Source organism: Sulfuricaulis sp., from assembly GCF_049587675.1.
Taxonomy (GTDB): domain Bacteria; phylum Pseudomonadota; class Gammaproteobacteria; order Acidiferrobacterales; family Sulfurifustaceae; genus Sulfuricaulis.
The window spans coordinates 1-22,093 of the sequence record NZ_JBAVEJ010000273.1; the positions used below are offsets into that span (position 1 = coordinate 1).

Below are 22,093 nucleotides of genomic sequence, written 5' to 3' on the forward strand. Positions count from 1 at the left end.
GCATGGGGGTCGGGGGCGCGAGGCGCGGCATGGGGAGCGCGGACGCCGCCCCGAACGCGAGCGTCACCACGAGCACGAAGCACGGCGCCCGGAACCACAACTGGCGCGCGCGCCTGAACCGGAAGCACAGCCGGTGCGTCCACCGGAGTCACTTCCGGCCCCGCCGGTATCCGCCCAGGCTAAACCCGCGGTCCGTCCTAAACCCCTGATCAAGCCGCTGGCGCGACGCACGGGCGGCGATAAACCCGTCATCGGCTGACACTCATTCAACAGGAGGAAATCGATCATGGCCCGCATCATTTTTTCCGACGGTAAAGAGTTGAAAGACTTGTCCTCCGTTCAGAGCCGGCTGGCGCGCCTTGGCATCACGCTGCGTCACTGGCCCGCGCCCACGGACCCGCGCGCGAATGAATTGCTGGAGAAGAAAAGCCTGAGCGACACCGAAAAGGAGGAACTGCTCGGTTTCGTCCAGAACCGCTTCGAGGAACTGAAGCGCGAGAAGGGCTACCAGACGCGCGACATGGTGGTGATCCACGAGGACATCCCGGGACTCGCCGACATGCTCGGCAAGTTCGACAAGATCCACACGCACTCGGACGACGAAGTGCGCTACATCCTCGCGGGCACCGGTTACTTCGGCTTCGTCGAAGCGGACGGAAAGCAATTTCTTCTCGAAGTCAGCGGCGGCGATTACATCAACGTCCCGGCCAACGCCGAGCACTGGTTCGAGATGCGCGGCTGCACCCGCTGCAAGGCGGTGCGCTACTTCATCGACACCTCCGGTTGGACTCCACACTACACCGGCCGCGACCGCGCGTTCGCCGAGGCAGCGACGGCCTGAACCGGCCGGGCGTCAACGCTTACCGCTGTCGCGGGCTCAGGTGGCCAGTCGCCAGTTATTCTTTAGTTGATCAGCCGGTGACTTCGATTCGATAACGCCGATCGTTCACGACACGGCCGTCGTCATAACGGAAACTGAAATCGATCTGCGTCCCGGTCGACATCATTGGGATATCCGGTGTCGCGACGTGCAGACCCAGTCCGCTATCATCGGTGCGCAGCTCATGGACAGTATGCCAACTGTCCAGGCTCCACTGCACGGTCGACGGCGCATGCAGGCAGAGGCGCAAGCGTTGACCCACGGTAATATGTCCGATCGGCGCCTGTTCGCACCAGTGCCGCCACATCGCCTTCGGTCGCTTGCCCTGATAGCGTTCCCACACCGCGGTCGGCCGGTCAAAGGGCGCTCCCAGTGCGCGTGACACGGCCAGTTTGATGTACTCCGCATGGGCCCAGGCCAGCGGCATCGCCGAACCGGAGGGACGTCCGGGATAGAGCCAATGCACCGGTATCGCCTCACTGTCCCAAACCTGCTCCGGCATCAACCCGCCCTGTCCGCACATGGACGCCATGGCGGCAAGCAAAGGCAGCGGGTCGCGGCCGGCGCACAACTCATAATGCCCGCGTTCGCCGGTGAGCAGGGGCCAGGCGCGACCCTGACCGGTGCCGTTAAACGGAGTGCCGTCGGGATGTTCGCCATAACCGTCGCCGTTATAGCGATGCCACGCCGGACCGCTGGGCGTATCGACTTTCAGTAATTCATCGACCACCTTCAGCGTATCGACAATCACCGGGTCGTCGGCGCGGCGCAGACCGAAGCGCACTAGTTGTAGAAAATCGGTACCGATCTGTTCCGTGGCCGACAGCCCGGGGTCCTGCACGCGGTTCTTGATCGGCAGGGTTTCGCTGAGCGATTCTTCATTCATCAGTGTGTCGGCCGGTGCGATGCGCACGTAATAACCCGACACGCCGGTGCGACGCGCCAAGTCGGTCCCGCGCGCCACCGTCCATTTTTCAATCTGGGCATTCCAGTCGTCGGCCAGCGCCAGCGCCATGTCACGCGCTTCCGGTTCGAGAAAACGCGCACCGTCCACCAGTGCCGCGATGCACGCTGCCAGCGTGAAGGCGTTCACCCCCGCGTCCTCTTCCCAGCGGTCCTGGTCGCTGGCCGGTCCGGTGCGCGCGATGAAGCCGAGCGCCCGGCGCACCATGTCTGTCACCTCGGTACCGGCCAGGGAGTCGTGTTCGTGCATGCGTGCGGCCAGCAGTACCGGAAACGCGGTCTCATCGAGCTGGATCCCCTGCCAGAACGGCTTGCCGCCCAGCCACTGATTCTGATTCCAGTGTCCGTCGGCATGCTGAGTCGAGATCAGGTAGCGCAGGACTTCGCGTGCCTTGTCCTCGGCGCCGAGCGCCAGCAGCGCGCCCGCGCATTCCACCAGGTCGCGCGGCCACACCAGGTGATAACCACCGCGTTCGTTGCGGGTGTTGCCCCAGGGAATGCTCAGGCTCGCCACCATCGCCCCGGGGTAGGTTAGATCGAGATGCGTTCGCAGCACCATCGCCGAAGTCGTGAACTGTTCGCGCAAGACTGCGGGCAGATCGGGCACGGACTTGCAGCATTCACCGCACCCGGCATGCCATGCCTGCCAGCGCTCGATATGTGCCTGCCAGTGGTTGGCAAACGGTTGCGTCAGCGCTCCGATCGCGAGCACGGCGGCCGACTCGCGGCTGCTGCCGAAGCCGAGCGCCAGCGTCGAACGGCGCGGCAGTTCACCCATGAGCGCGACGTTGCCGGGACCGGCCTCCCGGAACTGCCACTGCATCGCGCCGTTACGCTTGAAGTCCTGCCAGCCATCGCTCATCCCGACATAGCCGGCGCTGGCGCGGCCCCAGGCATCGCGCTGCGTCGCGTCCACGGCGGCCAGCGCCAGACCGAAGGGTCCCTGTTCCGCCCACAGCACCTGGCGACCGTGATACTCATCGATCGCCGCGCGGTTGTCGTAGCCGGTGCCGCCGAGATGCGGCGCGAGCAGCGCGTAAGGCCGGAGGCTTTCATCGCCTTCAAGCTTGACGTCTATCAGCAGCACGTCGCGTTGTTGATCCGGCGCGATGCGCAGCGTCAGTTCGAAACGCGGGTGGTGATGCACCACTTCCATACCCGGCACGCCTGGTGCGGCGGTGCGCAGACTGCGGCCGCGCAGTCGCTTGACCTCTACCCAGAATCCCTTGCTGTCGGCGACGATGAAACCCAGATCGCGAATCTGCGGAATGTCGATGCGCGGATAATAGACTTCGTTGACGATGCCATAGCCGACGGTGTACCACAGCCGCGACGACCCCAGCGCGCAGCCGACCATGTCCTTGGAACTGCTCGACCAGGTGGGAGAAATGCCGGGCGCGCCCGGCGCGATGGGTTCGGTGACAGGTGTGTGTGTCAACTCGTCCATGGCAACTCCGTATATGGAATCAGGTTGCAGACGCTGATGGCGGCAGCGTCGGGGTCAGCCAGCTGTTGCCGTCCGCGGCCACCAGCGCCTCGGCCGATTCCGGCCCCCAGGTACCGGCGGCGTAATTGGGAAAATCATTCGGCGGATTGTCCGCCCATGACTCCAGCACCGGCATCAGCACCCGCCACGCGGCCTCGACCTGGTCGGCGCGCATGAAAAGGGTTGCGTCACCGGTCATCACGTCATGCAGCAGCGTTTCGTAAGCTTCCGGCGACGGCATCTTGAAGGCCTCGCGATAACTGAAACGCATGTCCACCGGGCGCAGCCGCAGGGCCGAACCGGGTTCCTTGGCCATGAACTTGAGCACAATGCCCTGCTCGGGCTGCATCTGGATCACCAGCCGAACCGGTTGTGTGTTGAGACCGGCGGATGCAGGGAAGGCGCGATGCGGCACGTCGCGGAAGCGAATCGAGATTTCCCATACCGCCGCCGTCAGGCGCTTGCCGGTACGCATGTAAAATGGCACGTCCTGCCAGCGCCAGTTGTCGACGAAGAGTTTCACCGCCGCATAAGTCTCGGTGTTGGACTGTGGCGCCACGTCCGGCTCTTCGCGATACGCCGGAACCCGGGCGCCATTGATCCAGCCGGCCGCGTATTGACCGCGCGCCGCGGACTGCGGCACCTGTTCGCGGGTGATCGGCCGCAAGGCGCTCAGCACGTCCATCTTGCGGCCGCGTATGTTATCGGCGTCATAGGCCACCGGCGGTTCCATCGCCACCAGGCACAACAGCTGCATCAGGTGGTTCTGCACCATGTCGCGTAGCGCCCCGGCGCGTTCGTAAAACGCGCCGCGACGTTCAATGCCGATGGTTTCGGCGACTGTGATTACCACATGATCTATATAGCGCCGATCCCAGATCGGTTCGAAGATAGGGTTGGCGAAACGCATCGCCAGGATATTCTGCACGGTTTCCTTGCCGAGGAAGTGGTCGATGCGGTACAGCTGCTGTTCGCTGAATTGTTCGCTCAGCATCGCGTTGATCTCGCGGAACGACGGCAAGTCATGTCCCAGCGGTTTCTCCACCACGATGCGTGACCGCGACGGGTCGCGCGCCAGTCCTGCGGCACCGAGTCCGCGCGCGATCGGCGCGAACAGTGACGGCGGCGTGGCCATGTAAAAGATATGTTCCGCCATCGGGACCGTGACGGCTGACAGATGTGTGCCCAGCGCCGTGTAGGCCGCCGAATCGGTCAGGTCCATGCGCTGATAATTGATCATCGCCGCAAACCGGGCCCAGACATCTGCCGCCGCCGCGCCGCGCCGTGAGAAATCGACGACACCCTGGCAAAAACTCTCCGCGAGCGCGGTGGCATCGCTGTCCTGCCGGTCGATACCGAGCAGCCGAAATCGAGGCGGCAGTTGGCCGTCCAGATACAGGTTGAAGAGCGCCGGAACGATCAATCGCCGCGACAGATCACCGCCCGCGCCGAACAGCACGAATACGGTATCGGGATTGGGGGTTCGGATTTCCATTCGCGCCTCGGGTTCTTGTTCTGACGGATGAATCAGGGGTATGCGGGAACTTGCGCAATGCCCCTTTCGACTAGGGAGCGTTGCGAACGTTCCCCGTGACCCGCGCAGGCCGGGTGTTCCCGTCATAGGCGGTAAATCTGTTTCAGAGCTTGCGGCTGTCGTAGGCCCAGTGCAGCAGCGCCTGCCGTTGTTTGCGCCGGCAGCGGATCTCGCCCTTGCGGCAGTGCTTCCGGACCTGGGCAATGTGCCGCGTCATCGCCTTCCAGCGCCTGATCTGGCGCGCATCATCCGGGCCGCGCCGGCCCAGGTAGTAGCGGCAATACCACTGGAACCAGCCGCGCGGGTCTTCGGGATTGATCCAGCCTTTCTTTTTCCAGTACGACAACGGTTTGGAGGCGTTCACCCCGAAATAATTCAGCTTCGGATCGTGGAACTCGTGGCATAACTTGGCCTTGGCGTACCATGATTTGGGAAATTCCATCCGGCAGTCGGTCAGGTACTTGCCGCCGAAGACACCGAGCTCGAGCATCTGTTTCGGGGTCAGCTCAGGTTTGAACTCGACATGAAAATTTCTCCCGACCGGATCCACGGGCCAGTAGATGTAGTTCTTCTGCATCAAATCGTTGACCACCACGCGTCGTTTTTTCATTGTGGTTTTTTCTGGCGTTAACGTCGCACAGCAGTGGTCGGCAACAGCTCGCGAAGTTCTGCTCCGGACAAATTACGCCACTGGCCGGCCTTCAGGTTGCCGAGCTTGATGTTCATGATCCGGATGCGTTGCAGCCGGCGCACGTGGTAGCCGAACACCTCGCACATGCGCCGGATTTGCCGGTTCAGTCCCTGCGTGAGAATAATGCGAAACACGTATTTATCCACGCGGCTGACCCGGCAGGGTTTGGTGCGCTCGCCGAGAATGTGCACGCCGCCGGCCATGCCCGTGAGGAAAGTTTCCGTCACCGGCTTGTCGACGGTCACGATGTATTCTTTCTCGTGATTGTTCTCCGAACGCAGGATCACATTCACGATATCGCCGTGGTTCGTGAGCAGGATCAGTCCCTCGGAATCCTTGTCCAGCCTCCCGATCGGGAAAATCCGCTCGGCATGGCCGATGAAATCGATGATATTGCCCTCGATGTGCCGCTCGGTGGTGCAGGTAATGCCGACGGGTTTATTCAGACAGATATAGATATGCCGTTTCTTTGCGCCGACCACGCGCTTGTCCACGCGCACCTCATCGCCCTCGTTGACCTGCGTGCCGAGCTCGGCGCGCTTGCCGTTGATAGTCACCCGGCCGCTGGCAATCCAGGCATCGGCTTCGCGGCGCGAGCAGATTCCGGTTTCACTGATGTATTTATTCAATCTCATGAGCTTGCGCGCCGCGGACGGTGGTCCGCCAACAGCCGGTTAGTCCGCGTATTTATCCGCCAAGCTGGCGATCGGGATATACCATTTTGGCTTCATGCGCCCAAAATCGATTCGGCGATGGGAACGCAGATTCTTCTTTGAGTACAGCACGCAGGATTGTCCGCCTTGACGCACGAACACAACCCAATGCCAATGGGGGCGGCCTTTTTCAAGATGCCACTTGATCGACAACAGGGCGAGGTCCGGCAGCGTCGCCCACGAACGGAAAGGCACTTCACGGGGACCTGTCTTGATGTCCAAGTGTCCAAGCAATTTCCGAACGTGCGAAGTTTTCGACCACAAATTCCTGTCTTGCGCGAAGATGCCGAGTGAATTAGCGATCGTCTTCGCTTTCGGATACGAAAGACCGACGATCGCGGCGACGCTCGCAATACCGCAACCGGTGCGCTCCAACTGAACCACTGGTTTCATGATGGGCGCGCAACACGATGGCGCAAGTCTACCGGCACCATTTCAAATTCGTCGTCGTTCGTCGACGGCGATGTTCTTAAATTTCGTATGAGAAAGGCGCTGCACGTAGCGGGAGTCACAGGTTCGGCAAACCGTCTCAAACCGCGCGGCCCACCGTTTTCGAGCGTAACACCTGGAGCTGTTCAATCGCCTGTGAGGTCAATGGCGTAATGGATTTCCCGCCCAGCAGAATAATTTCACAGGCCAGTTCGAAAAACTCTGCATTTTGCAGGACATGATCGAAGTCCCGGGCCGCAGTGACTTGCCCATGATTACTCAGCAGCACCATGTCGTGCGTGGCCATGGCCTGCGTGACTGCCGCGGCCAGCTCTCCGGACCCGGGCGTGAAGTACGGAACCCGCGCCACCGGACCGATATAAAACGGGACCTCCGGAATAAGGGAAAAGTCGATATGGTCCGCGGCTTGGCAGGCCACGGTCGTGGCACAGGGCGTCTGAAAATGCAGCACGACGTTAACGTCCGGACGCGACCGTAAAATACCGGCATGGAACCCGGTTTCGGAGCTGGGCTTTTTGTCATTGAGGCTGTTCCCGTCTTCGATGCGGCAAACGGCAACCTGATCACGGGTCAGATTACTCATCCAACTGCCCGTGGCGGTGACGAGAAAGCATTCTTCATCCACACGCATGGAAAGATTGCCGCAGCTGCACCGCACCAATCCATGTTTGGCGACTTCGTGACAGGCATCAACGAACCGATCCAAACTTGCTTCGGGTATCTCTCGCATGCTGTGGCTCCGATAAAAAGTCGAACGAAACATGATCTGGAATCATACGCGCAAATTTCTCGGCGGTGTATAATTCAGTCATCAATAACAACCGAATGCATAACAATGCGTTCAGCACGAAAGCTCCTGTTTTTTCATGCCGCGGTTTCCGCCGTTAATGGCCTCCAAGCACAGCTCGACCATCTGTGTATTAAACGGCGTCAGACGAGCCATCCCGGAACCCTCGGACACGCCATGAGGCCGAGACGGTAATGGCCCGATTGCTAGATGAGCTCCCACCGCGTGCGGCGCTGGTTGAAATTGCGCGTGACTTCCATGCGCGCGGCTGGATGGCGGGCACGGCGGGCAATCTGTCCGCGCGCGAGGATGACAATCATTTCTGGATCACTGCGAGCAGTTGGCCCAAGGGCCGGCTGGATGAACTGGATTTTCTGCTGGTGCGCGTGAAGGACGGAGAGGTCGTCGAGCGCGTGCGGCCGGAGAACAAGCCTTCGGCCGAGACCGCCATTCATCGCACGCTCTATACGCTGTTCCCGAACGCGCGCGCCTGCCTGCACGGCCACAGTGTCGATGCATGTCTCGCCGCTGATCGCGCGAAGCCGGGTGCCAGGACGTTGCGCCTCGCGCCGATCGAAATGATCAAGGGTTTCGATGTCTGGAAGCAGAACCCGAAAGTCGACCTGCCGCTGTTCGAAAACGTCCTCGATGTCTCGCGCATCGCCGAGGACATCCGCAAGCGCTTCGCCAAAACCGCGCCGGCCATCACCGCGCTCATGGTCCGCTCCCACGGCCCGACCGTGTGGGGCGCGAGCCTGCAGGAGGCCTATAACCGCTTTGAGATTCTGGAGTTTATCCTGCGTTATCAGACGAACTCCCGCCGCTGATTTTGCTCTAACCGGGACACGCGGTTCTACCCCCGGCCCAATGTCTGATAAGGTGTGTCGTATGAAACGCCTGCGCATCCTGCTTTTGTTGCTCGTGGTCTGGCCGCTGCTGCTGCTGGCCAAGGACGCCGTCACGCCCGGGCAGGTGGTGGTGCTCAACATCAACGGCGCCATCGGGCCGGCGACCAGCGACTACGTGCACCGCGGGCTGGAGAAAGCCAGGGACGAAGCGGCGACGCTCGTGATCCTGCGCATGGACACCCCCGGCGGGCTCGACACCGCCATGCGCCGGATCATCCAGGACATCCTGGCCTCGCCCATGCCGGTGGTGACTTTCGTCGCGCCTTCGGGCGCGCGCGCCGCCAGCGCCGGCGCCTATATTCTGTTGGCCTCCCATATCGCCGCCATGGCGCCCGCGACCAACGTCGGCGCCGCCACGCCGGTGCACATCGGCGGCGTACCCGATCCGGGCGGCGGTTCCAAGCCGCCGGAGAAGGAGGACAAGAAAGATTCCCCGGACCAGAAGGGCGCCAAGGAAAAACCTGCCAAGGCGGGCAAACCCGGCATGGACGAAAAGGCGATGAACGACGCCATCGCCTACATCCGCGGGTTGGCGCAGATGCGCGGGCGCAATGTAGACTGGGCCGAAAGCGCGGTACGCGAGGCGGCATCGATTTCCGCGGAGGAGGCGGTCAAGAAAAACGTGGCCGACTTCATTGCCGCCGATAGTGCCGATCTGCTCAAGAAACTCGACGGTCGCAAGCTGAACATCCAGGGCCGCGACATCACCCTTAAGACCGAAGGCTTGCAGGTTCACAGCTACGAGCCCGACTGGCGCAGCCGCCTGCTCGCGGCCATTACCGACCCGAACGTCGCTTATATTCTGATGTTGCTCGGTATCTATGGACTCTTTTTTGAACTTTGGAATCCCGGTTATGTATTGCCAGGCGTCGTCGGCGGCATCTGCCTGCTGCTCGCGCTTTACGCGTTCCAGGTGTTGCCCATCAGCTATGCTGGCCTGGGACTTATCCTGCTCGGCATCGCGTTCATGGTGGCCGAGGCGTTCCTGCCAAGCTTCGGCGCGCTCGGCATCGGCGGCGTGATCGCGTTCGTCGTGGGCTCGATCATTCTCATGGACACCGATGTCGAGGGTTACACCGTCGCCTGGCCGCTGATTGCGGCCGTGGCGGCGCTGAGCGCGGCGTTTTTCATCGGCGTGGTGATCATGGCGCTCAAGGCGCGCAAGCGAAACGTGGTAAGCGGACAGGAAGAAATGATCGGCGCGCCCGGCGAGGCGCTGGAAAATTTCAAAGGCAATGGACGCGTGCGCGTGCACAGCGAGGAATGGCAGGCGCGCTCAAGCGCGGCGCTCAAGCGCGGACAGAAAGTGAAGGTCGTCGGAATCGAGGGGCTGATTTTGACGGTGGAGCCGTATAACCCGGAGGGTCATTGATATGGGATTTATCTCCTGGAGTTTTGTTCCTGTTGTTATTATCGTGCTGGTGTTCTCGTCATTTCGTATCCTGCGCGAATACGAGCGCGGCGTGGTGTTCATGCTCGGACGCTTCTGGAAGGTCAAGGGACCGGGGCTGATCATCATCTGGCCCGGCATCCAGACGATGGTGAAGGTCGACCTGCGCATCGTCGTGATGGATGTGCCACCGCAGGACGTGATCTCACGCGACAACGTGTCGGTGAAAGTTAACGCGGTGGTGTTCTTCCGCGTCATCGACCCGCAGCGCGCGATCATCCAGGTGGAGGATTACTACTCCGCCACCAACCAGCTCGCCCAGACTACCCTGCGCTCGGTGCTCGGCAAACACGAGCTCGACGAGATGCTGGCCGAGCGCGACAAGCTCAATGCCGATATCCAGAAAATTCTGGACGCTGCCACCGATGCCTGGGGCATCAAGGTCACCGCGGTCGAGATCAAGCACATCGACATCGATCCCACCATGGTGCGCGCCATCGCGCAGCAGGCCGAGGCCGAACGCACACGGCGTGCCAAGGTGATTCATGCCGAGGGTGAGTTGCAGGCGGCAGAGAAGCTGGTCCAGGCGGGGGATCTTTTGAGCAAGAGTCCGCAGGCCTTGCAGCTGCGCTATCTGCAGACCATGGCCGGCATGGCCAACGACAAGAGCAACACCATCGTGTTCCCGCTGCCGATGGATCTGATTACGCCGTTTCTGGATTTTCTGAAGAAAAAGTAGCAGCGCCGACGATTACTGCACCAGCCAGGCGTCAATGGAGGTGGCGCCAGTGGTCATTCCGAATTCGAGGGAGGGGAAATAGCCTTCGGCATTCGGCAGCGCGGTGCCGGTGTGCTCGATGAGGTTGGGCACGCCCTGGACGGTGGTCAGTGGCAGCCAACGCCCGTTTTTCCGTATCACCAGAGGTTCTTCGTTGAGCAGAAACTGCGGCACCCACCGACCCGTAGCGTTTTGGTAGTAGCGCACCTTGACGATGAAGAGCAGAGTGTTTTGAGCGCCCGTACTCTGGTAGAAATTGACGCTACGGTCGCCGGGTTGCACCTCGCTCTTGAGGGCGTCTCCCGCACGGATAATCCACTTGGTCTGAGGCTTACCCTTTTCGGGTGACGCCACCAGCCCGTCTTTCAACTCAATCTTGGTCTGAATCTGTTTTCCGGCCTCCGTGTGTTCCAGAAGCAGGAGCACGGGCGCGCTCGCGGCATGCAGCACGGAGATAAAACTCATCAGCAGCATCGCCGCAACAACAGCCGCCGTCGAACCGCGCCGTCCCTGTACCAGCCCGTGCCGGGTAACTCGTTCCGTCATGAGAAACAGCCTAGCGGCTGGCTCCGGGGCTGTCCACCCGCGCCGGACAAAAAATCATTCCGGCGGCACCGGGCGTTTCTGGCGCTTCTCGTCCACCGCCACGTAGGTCAGCACCGCTTCGGTAACCTTGACCACCTCACCCGGTTTGGGAGAGCGCAGGCCACGCTCGGCATAGACTTCGACGTCCACGGTGATCGAGGTGGTTCCCACTTTCACGACCTGGGCATAGAAACTGACCAGGTCGTTCACGGACACCGGCGCGACGAAGTGGAAGGCATTGACCGCCACGGTGACCACCCGCCCCTTGGCGCGGCGCACGGCCGCGACCGAGCCGGCGATGTCCACCTGCGACATCACCCAGCCGCCGAAGACATCGCCGGCGGCGTTGGTATCCTTGACCATGGGCACCAGCCGCAGCGTGGCGTGCCGGTCGGGAAGTTGCACGGGATCGCTCATGTCGCCTCCGTCGCGAGCCAGTCGCGCGGTTTCAGGAAAGTGTCGTATAGTTTCGCCTCCGGCGTGCCCGGCGCGGGCCGCCAATCGTAGCGCCACTTTACCAGCGGCGGTAGCGACATGAGGATGGACTCGGTACGCCCACCGGATTGCAGGCCGAAAAGCGTGCCGCGATCGTAGACCAGGTTGAACTCGACATAGCGCCCGCGGCGGTACAGCTGAAAATCGCGCTCACGCTCGCCATAGGGCGTTGCCTTGCGCTTCTGCACGATCGGCAGGTAGGCGGGCAGGTAATGATCACCCACGCTCTGCATGAAGCCGAACGCGTGTTCAAAATTTTTTTCGTTGAAATCGTCGAAGAACAAGCCGCCGATGCCACGCGGCTCGTTGCGGTGTTTGAGGAAAAAATATTCATCACACCATTTCTTGAAACGCGGATAGATATTGGCGCCAAACGGATCGCACGCAGACTTTGCCGTGCGATGCCAGTGGATGGCATCCTCCTCAAAACCGTAGTACGGCGTGAGGTCGAAACCTCCGCCGAACCACCACACCGGTTCGGCACCCGCTTTCTCGGCGATGAAAAACCGCACGTTGCAGTGTGACGTAGGAACATAGGGATTGCGCGGGTGAATCACCAGCGACATACCCAGCGCCTGGAACGAGCGGCCGGCGAGTTCCGGGCGGTGCGCGCTAGCCGAGGGCGGGAGGTTCTTGCCGTGTACATGCGAGAAATTCACACCGGCCTGTTCGAACACGGCGCCATCGGCCAGCGCCCGCGATTTCCCGCCGCCGCCTTCGGGGCGCTCCCAGGCGTCGTCGCGGAATTTTTCCTTGCCGTCTTCTGTTTCGAGCGCCGCGCCGATCCGGTCCTGCAATCCAAGCAGGTAGGATTTGACCGCGGTGATATCTGGGTGCGACATGCCGTTAACCCTCGCGCACCAGTTTGCCGCTGGCGGCGTCGCGGATCGGTGTCGGCGCCGGCGCGCCGCCGACCATCCCGGGCAGGACGTAATCCACTCCCCCTTTGAAGCGGCGCAACGTCTCGCGATAACTGCGCGTCGGCGCGCCGCCGCTGCGATTGGCGCTGGTCGAAACGATGGCCATGCCCGCAGTCTTACACAGGGCCGCGGCCTGCGGATGCGCGGTCACGCGCACCGCGATCCTCGGATGATCCCCCGTGATCCAGCCAGGCACACCCTCGCGTGGTTCGAGCAGCCAAGTGTGCGGCCCGGGCCAGGTGTCGCGCACCGGTGCCGGGATATTGTCCACGTAGGAATCGAGCTGGTCGACATCCGCGGCAATGAGTATCAGCCCTTTGTCGGACGGACGGCGCTTGATGCGCAGCAAGCGCCACACTGCCGAACGGTTCATGGGGTCGCAGCCGAAGCCGAAGCAATATTCGGTGGCATAGGCGATGATGCCACCGTTCTTGATGATGCGTGCAGCTCGGGTCAGATCAGCCGTGGTCAAGCGTGCAACTTGGCAAATTTCTCGCGCACGGTCTTGTCCCTGGCGAGAATCTCCGTGGCGTTGGCCTTGCGCTCATCGGCCAGACGCTGCACGAGTTCCTTGTCTGACAGGGCGAGTATTTGCACCGCGAGATAGGCGGCGTTCTTGGCACCGGCCTTGCCGATGGCGACGCAGGCGACCGGAATGCCGCCCGGCATCTGCACCGTGGACAACAGCGCGTCCTGGCCCTGCAAGGGACCGGCGGCCATGGGCACGCCGATGACAGGCTTGTTCGTGAGCGCGGCCACGGTGCCGGCGAGATGCGCGGCCATGCCGGCGGCGGCGATGAACACGGCACAACCGCGGGCGTCGGCGTCCTTGACGTAGGCATGGGTGGCGTCGGGCGTGCGGTGCGCGGACAACACGCGGACCTCGCGTGCAATCTGGAACTTGTCGAGCGTCTCGACCGTGGTCTGCATGGTCTCGAGGTCCGAGTCCGAACCCATCAGGATGGCGACGAAAGGTTTGCTCATGCGATGTCTGCCCTTAGTGCGATGATCTTTCCCGCGCGATCGCGCGGTAGCCGATGTCGGTGCGGTACTGCGCGCCGCGCCAGTGGATTTTTTTCACGGTCTCGTAGGCGCGCTTTTGCGCCGCGCTCACTGTAGCGCCCAGGGCGGTGACGCACAACACCCGGCCGCCGCTGGTGACCACCGCGCGATCCTTGAGCGCGGTGCCGGCGTGGAACACATGGCAATCGTCTGCTGTGGTTTCCGGCAGGCCGGTGACGGCGTCGCCCTTGCTGAATGAACCGGGATACCCCCCCGCGGCCATGACCACGCCCAGCGCCGCGCGACCATCCCATTTAGCCTGCGCCCGGTCCAGTTTGCCGTCGAGCGCGGCCTCGATCAGTTCGAGGAAGTCCGACTGCAGCCGCATCATGACCGGCTGGGTTTCAGGATCGCCGAAGCGGCAGTTGTATTCGAGCACTCTGGGCGTGCCGTCGGGCGCGATCATGACCCCCGCGTACAGAAAGCCGGTGTAGGGATGTCCTTCCGATGCCATCCCGCGTGCGGTGGGCTCGATCACCTCGCGCATGATGCGCGCGTGAATCTCCGGCGTTACTACCGGGGCCGGCGAATACGCGCCCATGCCACCGGTGTTGGGGCCGGTGTCGCCGTCGCCAACGCGCTTGTGGTCCTGCGAAGTCGCGAGCGGCAGGATGTGTTCGCCGTCGACCATGACGATAAAGCTCGCCTCTTCGCCGGTGAGGAATTCCTCGACCACCACGCGGTGCCCGGCATCGCCGAAGGCATTGCCTGCAAGCATGTCGTGCACCGCGGACACGGCTTCGCCCGTGGTCTGCGCGATGATCACGCCTTTGCCGGCCGCCAGTCCGTCGGCCTTGACCACGATGGGCACGCCCGTTTTTTTGATATAAGCCTCGGCGGCGGCGACCTCGGTGAAGTTGCCGTAGGCGGCGGTCGGAATCTTGTGACGCGCGAGAAAATCCTTGGCAAAGGCCTTGGAGCCCTCGAGCCGTGCGGCATCTTTCGTCGGACCAAAGATGCGCAAACCCGCAGCGCGGAATTTATCGACCACGCCGAGCACCAGTGACGCTTCGGGGCCGACGACGGTGAGATCTATCTTGTTCTGTTGCGCGAACCGGAGCAGGCCGTCCACGTCCTCGGCAGCGATAGCGATGTTTTCGCATTGGGGCTCGCGCGCGCTGCCGGCGTTGCCGGGGGCGACGAACACTTTTTCGACCCGGGGCGACTGCGCGATTTTCCACGCCAGCGCGTGCTCGCGACCGCCGCCGCCGATGACGAGGACTTTCAGCTTCATTTGAGTTTCAGCGCGAAGTGATGGCAGATGATGTCCATGCGTCGTGTCAGGTAGAAGCGATGCGCCCCGAAACGCTGCACGCCGGAATCGAGATGAAACTCGTCGCAATTATTCTGTTTCGCCTGCGCCACCAGCCAGTCGAAAAGTTGGCCGCCATGTCCGCGCGAGCGTTGTGCTGGTGCTGCGACCAGGTCGTCCACGTAAAGAATTTTGCCCCAAGCCAGCATTTCGAGATAACGGAACCCTGCCACCGCGCGCACCTCACCGGCCTCCTCTAGATAAGCCAGATGGAAGCCCGTGGCCTGCTGCTTTTGTACCCGCGATGCAAATTCAGAGGCGCTAAGGTGTGGTCGCAACTCGACCATCACCGGATAGCAGCGCGCGATGTCGGCCTCGGTCTCGGCGAGCGCGATTTTCATCGGTGGCCTTCAGTGCCGGAAGTGCCGCATGCCGGTGAACACCATGGCGATGCCGTGCTGATCGGCGGCCTCGATGATCTCCTTGTCACGCATCGAGCCGCCCGGCTGGATCACGGCGGTGATGCCGACCTCGGCCGCCTGGTCGAGCCCGTCGCGGAACGGGAAGAAGGCGTCCGAGGCCATCACGCTGCCGCGCACCTCGAGGCCGGCGTCGGTCGCCTTGATCGAAGCGATGCGCGCACTGTACACGCGGCTCATCTGGCCCGCGCCGACACCGATTGTGCGGCCCTCTTTACAGTAAACAATGGCATTGGATTTGACGAACTTCACCACTTTCCACGCGAACAACATATCGCGCAGTTCCTGTCTGGATGGCGCGCGCTGGGTAACCACCTTGAGATCTTTTTCCGTCACCATTCCCTGGTCGGTATCCTGCACCAGCAGGCCGCCGGTCACGCGCCGCATGTCCATGCTCGCCGGACGCGTCGCGCCCCAGGCGCCGGATTCGAACACGCGCACATTGGGTTTGGCGGCGAGTACCGGTTTGGCATCTGCGTCGATCGAGGGGGCGATAATGACCTCGACGAACTGGTGGTCGAGGATAGCTTTGGCGGTGGTGGCGTCGAGCGGACGGTTGAAGGCAATGATGCCGCCGAAGGCCGAGGTCGGATCGGTGCTGTAAGCGCGCTGGTAGGCCGCGAGCACCGTGGCGTCGATGGCAACGCCGCACGGATTGGCGTGCTTGACGATGACGCACGCGGCCTCGTCGAACGATTTCACGCACTCGAGCGCGGCGTCGGCGTCGGCAATGTTATTGAACGAAAGCTCCTTGCCCTGCAGCAGACGTGCCGTGGATACGCACGCCTCGGCGGCGTGGCGTTCGACATAGAACGCTGCTTTCTGGTACGGGTTTTCCCCGTAGCGCAACGCCATGGCGTGGTGGAACTGCAGATTATAGGTTTGCGGGAACTCGCCGCGCGTCCCGTCCGGTCGCAGACGGCCGAGATAATTGGCGATCGCGCCATCGTACGCGGCGCTGTGCTCGAAGGCCTTGGTCGCCAGACGAAAGCGCAGCTCATCGCCCACCGATCCCTGGCGTTGTTTCATTTCATCGAGCACCGGGCCGTAATCGCGGGCGTCCACCACCACCGTGACTGCGGTGTAATTCTTCGCCGCAGCGCGCAGCAGCGTCGGGCCGCCGATGTCGATGTTCTCGATCGCGAGCGCCAGCGTGCAATCCTGGCGCGCGATGGTTTCCTCGAACGGATAGAGATTGACCACGACGAGATCGATGGGCGGTATCCCGTGATCGCGCATGGTTTTGACATGGCTGTCGGTATCGCGCCGCCCCAGGATGCCACCGTGGATTTTCGGATGCAGCGTCTTGACGCGTCCGTCGAGCATTTCCGGGAAGCCGGTGTAGTCGGACACCTCGATCACGGCGACGCCGTTGTCGGCAAGCAGTTTCGCGGTACCGCCGGTGGAGAGAATTTCGACGTTATGCGTTTTGAGCGCGCGCGCAAATTCCAGCACGCCGCTCTTGTCGGAAACGCTGATCAGCGCGCGCCGGATAATTGTCATGGAGTACGGGATCCGGATTGGGATAAATAGGAGGGGGGAATTCTAAATTCCGCCGCCCGCCTCCGCAATCACATTCCGTCAGACCAGCTTGTAGGTTTTGAGTTTTTTGCGCAGGGTATTGCGATTAATGCCGAGGATTTCCGCCGCCTTGCACTGGTTGCTTTTGACGTGACGCATGACGATCTCGAGCAGCGGCTTTTCCACCTCGGCGATGACCATGTCGTACACGTCCGTGGTCTTCTCGCCATTGAGGTCGTTGAAATAGCGTTCCAGCGACTGCCTGACGCAGGCCGCGAGCGGTCCCTTGCGATCCTTGGTCATGCCGCCATCTCTGCTGTACAGGGATGTACGAATGCCGCGAGCGCAGGATGCGCAGGAGCGGCCATGGCCTGTTGTTGCCGGTCAGCCGCTCCCGACGTACCTGTCTCTCGCGGCATGAGTGCGTCCTGCACGTCAAAAAACTCGCGCACCATGATCACCTGCGCATCGCAGGTTTCCACCTGGTTGACTCGATGCCGGAAAGCGGCGCCGTCGCGCAGGCCCTTGCTGTACCAGGAGATGTGCTTGCGCGCCATGCGCACGCCGCTGTATTCGCCGTAGAACGCGTACAGGGTATCCAGATGGGCGAGCAGCGTGTCGCGCACTTCCGTTACCGGGGGCGGGGCGAGTTTCTCGCCGGTGGCCAGAAAATGCGAGATTTCCCGGAAAATCCAGGGATTCCCCTGGGCCGCGCGGCCGATCATCAGGCCATCGGCACCCGTGTGCTGGAGTACAAAAGCAGCCTTCTCGGGCGTGGTGATGTCGCCGTTGGCAATCACCGGAATCTTAACTGCCGCCTTGATGGCGGCGATAGTGCCGTACTCGGCCTCGCCCTGGAACGCATCGGCGCGCGTGCGGCCGTGCACCGCGAGCGCCTGGATGCCGCAATCCTCGGCGACGCGCGCGATGACCGCGCCGTTCCGGTTCGCGCGGTCCCAGCCGGTGCGGATCTTGAGCGTTACCGGAACATCGACGCTTTTCACCACCGCATGCAGAATTTCTGCGACGAGTTTCTCGTTCTGCATCAGCGCCGAGCCGGCGTACACGTTGCAAATCTTCTTCGCCGGACAACCCATGTTGATGTCGATGATCTGCGCGCCGCGTTCGGTGTTGTAACGCGCGGCCTGCGCCATCAGCGCCGGATCGCTGCCGACAATTTGCACGGCGCGCGGCTCTTCCTCGCCGTCATGATCGGCGCGGCGCCTGGTTTTTTCGCTGCCCCACAGCAGGGAATTGGACGAGACCATTTCCGAGGCGGCCATGCCAGCGCCGAGCCGGCGGCACAGGCCGCGGAACGGTCTGTCGGTGACACCGGCCATGGGGGCAAGGAACAGATTATTTTTCAGTTTATAGTGACCGATTCTCATGATCGGATTTCTCTACCCTGGACGACGAGGGGGAGCAATCTTAACCAGAAACTCCGAGCGCAGGGAAGGGGGGAACGATGAACGGCGAAAGAATTTTATTTCGTTGATTGAAAAGCAGGATGTCGAGGCGATGTAAGGCTTCGGTGGATCCCTCCGGATTAATTTTATTTCGATATTGGGCGACACACAGAATAAAAGTCCATTTCGGCGCGAAACCGATCATGGGTTTGCATGTTGTCGCACCGCATTGGTGCGTCGTCATTCGCCGGTTTAGGGCGTAACCAGTCGGATTTCATATCCAACGGCTTTGCCGTCGGGATTAGTTACATCGAGCAATGCCGTGGCCACCACGTTCGGGGTTAGCGCAGAGCTCGCCAGCGGTTCGAGGTATTGCGCCCGGGTGAAAGTGCGGCGCGCGAGCACGTTGCCGGCGTTACTGGTGAGGCTGATTTCCATTCCGGGGTATGCTTGAGCAAAGGTGGCGCGGTTGACCAGCGTCGCCCGGATGCGCAGAGCATTTGCGTATTTTGGATGCGGCGCAATACTGGTCTGGAGCAGTTCAATGCGGGCGATGTCCTGACGCGGACGCAATTCGCAGCCGGCATGATCGCAGAACTCCCGCACCACGGGTCGCCACGAAGGATCGGTGGCCAACTCGTCGTGATAGAAGTAGATAATCTGGCCGGCGAGCAGGAACAGCAACGCCAGATTTCCGAGCGACCAGAAGAACGAACGCCAGAACGACCGCGGTTTGACGAGGCGCTCGAGTTCGGTGACGGTGGGAATGGCGGCATCTTCGGCGTTCGTCGTCAGCGCGGGCTCAATTCTGGTGCGGCGACGCCTGGAACTTACCCTCCGGTTTTTCCCGCTATGCACGCGTTTGGTTTTTTTGGCGGAAATGGTTTCTTCCGGCGTGGGTGCCGTGGTTTCCGCGTCGGGCTTGGGCGACACCTGCAGCAAGCGCTGCTTAGCGTGAAAGATCGCCGAGCAGATGCCACAGCGCACCATGCCGCCACGCGCGGTGAGCTGCGCGGACGTGATCTTGAATGTCGTCAGACACGCGGGGCACTGGGCGTACATGAATGGAGCCCTACTCGCTATCGCTTGTTCGTCTTGCCATATGACTAGTCGACCTACTCCGTTCGTTTGGCCATTGGAACAGTCGCCCTACTTCGTTCGTCTGGCCATAATAATCGTCCAACCTACTCCGTTCATCTGGACATGATATGAGCTTAGCCCGGTTTACGTCCCGCGAGCAGCACCCACTTTTGTCGTTCGCGCGCGTTCAGCACAAACGGCGGCTCGTAATGCGGCCGCACTTCCACGGCTTGATCGTTTCCCAGTAATCCCGACAGTACCAGCCAGCCCCCAGGCCGCACGCGTGCCTTGATATCCGGGGCCAGCTCGATCAGCGTGCCGAAAAGAATGTTGGCGATCACGATGTCAGTCTGAAGGTCTGCGGGCAATTCGGACGGCAGCATGACGTTCAGGCCGGTGTGGATGCCGTTATGCAGCGCGTTCCGGCGCGTGACTTCCAGGGACTGTGGATCGATGTCCACGGCATAGGCCTGGTTCGCGCCGAGCTTGAGCGCGGCGATCGAGAGAATGCCCGAGCCGCAGCCGTAATCGAGAATGATCTTGTTGGTGAGCGTCTGTTCCGCCAGCCATTCGAGACACAGCGAGGTGGTCGGGTGATCGCCGGTGCCGAAGGCGAGTCCCGGATCGAGAATGATATTGACGGCGTCCGGTACCGGCGGCGTGCACCAGCTTGGCACAACCCACAGATCTTTGCCGACCTGCAATGGTTTGTAATGCGCCATCCACGAATGCGCCCAGTCCTCGTCACCGAGCAGATCGATTTCGTGCGGCGGGTTTTCCACGAGACCCAGGCATTCGCGCGCGCGCGAAAGAATATCGTCAGTGTCGGTGTGTTCCGGGAAAAGACCGGTGACTTGAACCTGCGACCACAGCGGACTTTGTTCCCAATAGGTATCGAATACCGGCTCGTCGCCGGCGTCCTGCAGCGTGACCGAAATCGCACCCCACTCCTCGAGCGCGTCGGCAAGCACCTGCGCTTTATCCTGATTCGTGCGCAGTTTCAGTTTGAGCCAGGGCATGAACCGGTGTTCGTGGGATATCCAGCGGATGGATTGTCTGCTCGATATTCCTAGAGGCCGAGTTTCTTGTGCAGGTAGTGGATGTTCACCCCGCCGCGGATGAAAAACGTGTCGTTCATGATGTCCTGGTGCAACGGGATGTTGGTCTTGATGCCGTCCACGATCATTTCGGAAAGCGCGATGCGCATGCGCGCCAGCGCTATCTCGCGCGTGTCGCCGAAGGCGATGAGCTTGGCGATCATCGAATCATAGTAGGGAGGCACGAAGTAGTTGGTGTACACGTGCGAGTCCACGCGGATGCCCGGTCCGCCGGGCGGGTGCCACGTGGTGATGCGTCCCGGCGAGGGAATGAAATTCTTCGGATCTTCGGCGTTGATGCGGCATTCGATGGCGTGCCCGCGCCAGGTAATGTCTTTCTGGCGGAAGGCGAGATTCTCGCCCGCGGCGATGCGCAGCTGTTCGCGCACGATGTCCACGCCCGTGACCATCTCGGTGACCGGGTGCTCGACCTGCACGCGCGTATTCATTTCGATGAAATAGAACTCACCGTCCTGGTACAGAAACTCGAAAGTGCCGGCGCCGCGATAATGGATCTTGCGGCAGGCGTCGGCGCAGCGTTCGCCAATCTTGTTGCGCAGCTTCTCGGGAATGCCCGGTGCCGGCGATTCCTCGACCACCTTCTGGTGACGGCGCTGCAACGAGCAGTCGCGCTCTCCCAGATGGATCGCATGACCGTGGGTGTCGGCCAGCACCTGAAATTCGATGTGGCGCGGGTTGTCGAGGTATTTCTCCATGTAGACGGTGTCATTGCCGAAGGCGGCCTTGGCTTCGGCCTTAGTCAGAGACACGGCGTTGAGCAGGGCCGCCTCGGTGTGCACCACGCGCATGCCCTTGCCGCCACCGCCGGCGGCGGCCTTGATGAGCACCGGATAGCCGATGTGTGCGGCGAGTTTCAGGACTTCTTTTTCATTATCGCCCACCGCGCCGTCGGAGCCGGGCACGCACGGCACGCCGGCCTTTTTCATGGTGCGGATGGCGGAGATCTTGTCGCCCATCAGGCGGATGGTTTCGGCGCGCGGGCCGATGAAAATGAAACCGCTTTGCTCCACGCGCTCGGCGAAGTCGGCGTTCTCCGAGAGAAAGCCGTAGCCGGGATGGATCGCCTGGGCGTCGGTGACTTCGGCGGCGCTGATCACCGCCGGGATGTTCAGGTAACTGTCGGTCGCGCGTGGCGGCCCGATACACACCGATTCGTCCGCGAGCTTGACATACTTGGCCTCACGGTCGGCCGTGGAGTACAGGGCCACGGTGCGTATGCCGAGGGCGCGGCAGGCGCGCTGGATACGCAGCGCAATTTCGCCGCGGTTGGCGATAACCACTTTCTCGATCATGGCTTACTCGATGATGAACAGGGTCTCGCCGTATTCCACCGGCTGGCCGTTTTCCTTGAAGATTGCCTTGATGACGCCGGCCTTGTCGGACTCGATCTCGTTCATCATCTTCATGGCCTCGATGATGCACAGGGTATCGCCCACGTTGACCTGGCTGCCGACGTCGACAAAGGATTTCGCCTCGGGTGAAGCGGCTCGATAGAAAGTCCCTACCATGGGTGAAATGACCGCATGACCCGCCGGCTGCGCTTCCGCCGGTGTCGCGGCCGGGGCGGCGGCTGGTGCCGCCGGAGCGGCATGGGG

24 protein-coding genes and 1 pseudogene are annotated in these 22,093 nt (G+C 61.8%); 5 read left to right on the forward strand and 20 right to left on the reverse strand.

Going from position 1 to position 22,093, the window contains the following annotated elements; all coding sequences use genetic code 11:
• Together WB402_RS14100 and WB402_RS14105 are read left to right on the forward strand one after the other, a co-directional pair.
• A pseudogene (locus tag WB402_RS14100) lies at window positions 1-259 on the forward strand (hypothetical protein); the annotation flags it as partial.
• Window positions 260-286: 27 nt separating this feature from the next.
• Window positions 287-841, forward strand: a complete 555-nt coding sequence (locus tag WB402_RS14105; protein ID WP_424208929.1) for a 1,2-dihydroxy-3-keto-5-methylthiopentene dioxygenase — start codon at window positions 287-289, stop codon at window positions 839-841.
• A 70-nt stretch (window positions 842-911) separates the two neighbouring features.
• Here WB402_RS14105 and WB402_RS14110 read toward each other — a convergent pair whose 3' ends face one another.
• The 6 genes from WB402_RS14110 to WB402_RS14135 form a co-directional block, all read right to left on the reverse strand.
• Window positions 912-3,290 (reverse strand): glycoside hydrolase family 15 protein, encoded by a 2,379-nt coding sequence (locus WB402_RS14110; protein ID WP_424208931.1) that lies wholly within the window; start codon window positions 3,288-3,290, stop codon window positions 912-914.
• A gap of 19 nt (window positions 3,291-3,309) precedes the next feature.
• Window positions 3,310-4,824, reverse strand: a complete 1,515-nt coding sequence (gene zwf / locus WB402_RS14115) for a glucose-6-phosphate dehydrogenase (protein WP_424208933.1) — start codon at window positions 4,822-4,824, stop codon at window positions 3,310-3,312.
• Window positions 4,825-4,966: 142 nt separating this feature from the next.
• Window positions 4,967-5,473, reverse strand: coding sequence for a hypothetical protein (locus tag WB402_RS14120; RefSeq protein ID WP_424208935.1), 507 nt, complete (start codon window positions 5,471-5,473; stop codon window positions 4,967-4,969).
• A gap of 17 nt (window positions 5,474-5,490) precedes the next feature.
• Window positions 5,491-6,189: a 23S rRNA pseudouridine(2604) synthase RluF gene (rluF, locus tag WB402_RS14125; protein WP_424208937.1), complete on the reverse strand. Its 699-nt coding sequence runs from the start codon at window positions 6,187-6,189 to the stop codon at window positions 5,491-5,493.
• Window positions 6,190-6,228: 39 nt separating this feature from the next.
• On the reverse strand, window positions 6,229-6,660 hold the full coding sequence (locus WB402_RS14130; protein WP_424208939.1) for a hypothetical protein: 432 nt from the start codon (window positions 6,658-6,660) through the stop codon (window positions 6,229-6,231).
• Between the two features lie 136 nt (window positions 6,661-6,796).
• Window positions 6,797-7,447 carry a class II aldolase/adducin family protein gene (locus tag WB402_RS14135; RefSeq protein ID WP_424208941.1) on the reverse strand — a complete coding sequence of 217 codons (651 nt, stop codon included), beginning with the start codon at window positions 7,445-7,447 and terminating at the stop codon, window positions 6,797-6,799.
• A 251-nt stretch (window positions 7,448-7,698) separates the two neighbouring features.
• Between WB402_RS14135 and mtnB the strand changes: the two genes are divergently transcribed.
• The 3 genes from mtnB to WB402_RS14150 all read left to right on the forward strand — a co-directional run bounded on the left by mtnB (window position 7,699) and on the right by WB402_RS14150 (window position 10,541).
• Window positions 7,699-8,331: a methylthioribulose 1-phosphate dehydratase gene (gene mtnB / locus WB402_RS14140; protein WP_424208943.1), complete on the forward strand. Its 633-nt coding sequence runs from the start codon at window positions 7,699-7,701 to the stop codon at window positions 8,329-8,331.
• A gap of 61 nt (window positions 8,332-8,392) precedes the next feature.
• Window positions 8,393-9,784, forward strand: coding sequence for an NfeD family protein (locus WB402_RS14145; RefSeq protein ID WP_424208945.1), 1,392 nt, complete (start codon window positions 8,393-8,395; stop codon window positions 9,782-9,784).
• 1 nt (window position 9,785) lies between these two features.
• The gene (locus WB402_RS14150; protein WP_424208947.1) at window positions 9,786-10,541 is read left to right on the forward strand and encodes a slipin family protein; all 756 of its coding nucleotides are present in this window, start codon (window positions 9,786-9,788) and stop codon (window positions 10,539-10,541) included.
• A 12-nt stretch (window positions 10,542-10,553) separates the two neighbouring features.
• On the opposite strand, the gene WB402_RS14155 is transcribed toward WB402_RS14150, so the two are convergent.
• The 14 genes from WB402_RS14155 to accB all read right to left on the reverse strand — a co-directional run.
• Entirely contained in the window at window positions 10,554-11,126 is a 573-nt protein-coding gene (locus WB402_RS14155) for a hypothetical protein (protein ID WP_424208949.1), read from the reverse strand.
• A gap of 54 nt (window positions 11,127-11,180) precedes the next feature.
• Window positions 11,181-11,582, reverse strand: a complete 402-nt coding sequence (locus WB402_RS14160; RefSeq protein ID WP_424208951.1) for an acyl-CoA thioesterase — start codon at window positions 11,580-11,582, stop codon at window positions 11,181-11,183.
• Window positions 11,579-12,502, reverse strand: a complete 924-nt coding sequence (hemF, locus tag WB402_RS14165; protein WP_424208953.1) for an oxygen-dependent coproporphyrinogen oxidase — start codon at window positions 12,500-12,502, stop codon at window positions 11,579-11,581. Before hemF ends, WB402_RS14160 begins: the two co-directional genes overlap by 4 nt.
• A gap of 4 nt (window positions 12,503-12,506) precedes the next feature.
• Window positions 12,507-13,052 (reverse strand): L-threonylcarbamoyladenylate synthase, encoded by a 546-nt coding sequence (locus tag WB402_RS14170; RefSeq protein ID WP_424208955.1) that lies wholly within the window; start codon window positions 13,050-13,052, stop codon window positions 12,507-12,509.
• Window positions 13,049-13,564, reverse strand: coding sequence for a 5-(carboxyamino)imidazole ribonucleotide mutase (gene purE, locus WB402_RS14175; RefSeq protein ID WP_424208957.1), 516 nt, complete (start codon window positions 13,562-13,564; stop codon window positions 13,049-13,051). Before purE ends, WB402_RS14170 begins: the two co-directional genes overlap by 4 nt.
• A 13-nt stretch (window positions 13,565-13,577) precedes the next feature.
• The gene (gene purD, locus WB402_RS14180; protein WP_424208974.1) at window positions 13,578-14,870 is read right to left on the reverse strand and encodes a phosphoribosylamine--glycine ligase; all 1,293 of its coding nucleotides are present in this window, start codon (window positions 14,868-14,870) and stop codon (window positions 13,578-13,580) included.
• Window positions 14,871-14,872: 2 nt separating this feature from the next.
• Window positions 14,873-15,295, reverse strand: coding sequence for a GNAT family N-acetyltransferase (locus WB402_RS14185; protein WP_424208959.1), 423 nt, complete (start codon window positions 15,293-15,295; stop codon window positions 14,873-14,875).
• 9 nt (window positions 15,296-15,304) lie between these two features.
• Window positions 15,305-16,876: a bifunctional phosphoribosylaminoimidazolecarboxamide formyltransferase/IMP cyclohydrolase gene (gene purH / locus WB402_RS14190; protein WP_424208961.1), complete on the reverse strand. Its 1,572-nt coding sequence runs from the start codon at window positions 16,874-16,876 to the stop codon at window positions 15,305-15,307.
• Window positions 16,877-16,954: 78 nt separating this feature from the next.
• The gene (gene fis, locus WB402_RS14195) at window positions 16,955-17,197 is read right to left on the reverse strand and encodes a DNA-binding transcriptional regulator Fis (protein WP_424208963.1); all 243 of its coding nucleotides are present in this window, start codon (window positions 17,195-17,197) and stop codon (window positions 16,955-16,957) included.
• The gene (gene dusB / locus WB402_RS14200) at window positions 17,194-18,282 is read right to left on the reverse strand and encodes a tRNA dihydrouridine synthase DusB (protein WP_424208965.1); all 1,089 of its coding nucleotides are present in this window, start codon (window positions 18,280-18,282) and stop codon (window positions 17,194-17,196) included. The genes fis and dusB overlap by 4 nt, the downstream gene beginning before the upstream one ends.
• 270 nt (window positions 18,283-18,552) lie before the next feature.
• On the reverse strand, window positions 18,553-19,362 hold the full coding sequence (locus tag WB402_RS14205) for a zinc-ribbon and DUF3426 domain-containing protein (protein WP_424208967.1): 810 nt from the start codon (window positions 19,360-19,362) through the stop codon (window positions 18,553-18,555).
• 152 nt (window positions 19,363-19,514) lie between these two features.
• The gene (gene prmA, locus WB402_RS14210; RefSeq protein WP_424208969.1) at window positions 19,515-20,399 is read right to left on the reverse strand and encodes a 50S ribosomal protein L11 methyltransferase; all 885 of its coding nucleotides are present in this window, start codon (window positions 20,397-20,399) and stop codon (window positions 19,515-19,517) included.
• Window positions 20,400-20,449: 50 nt separating this feature from the next.
• Window positions 20,450-21,790 carry an acetyl-CoA carboxylase biotin carboxylase subunit gene (accC, locus tag WB402_RS14215; RefSeq protein ID WP_424208971.1) on the reverse strand — a complete coding sequence of 447 codons (1,341 nt, stop codon included), beginning with the start codon at window positions 21,788-21,790 and terminating at the stop codon, window positions 20,450-20,452.
• 3 nt (window positions 21,791-21,793) lie between these two features.
• Window positions 21,794-22,093, reverse strand: a 300-nt coding sequence (gene accB, locus WB402_RS14220; RefSeq protein ID WP_424208972.1) for an acetyl-CoA carboxylase biotin carboxyl carrier protein, incomplete at its 5' end; no start/stop codon positions are given.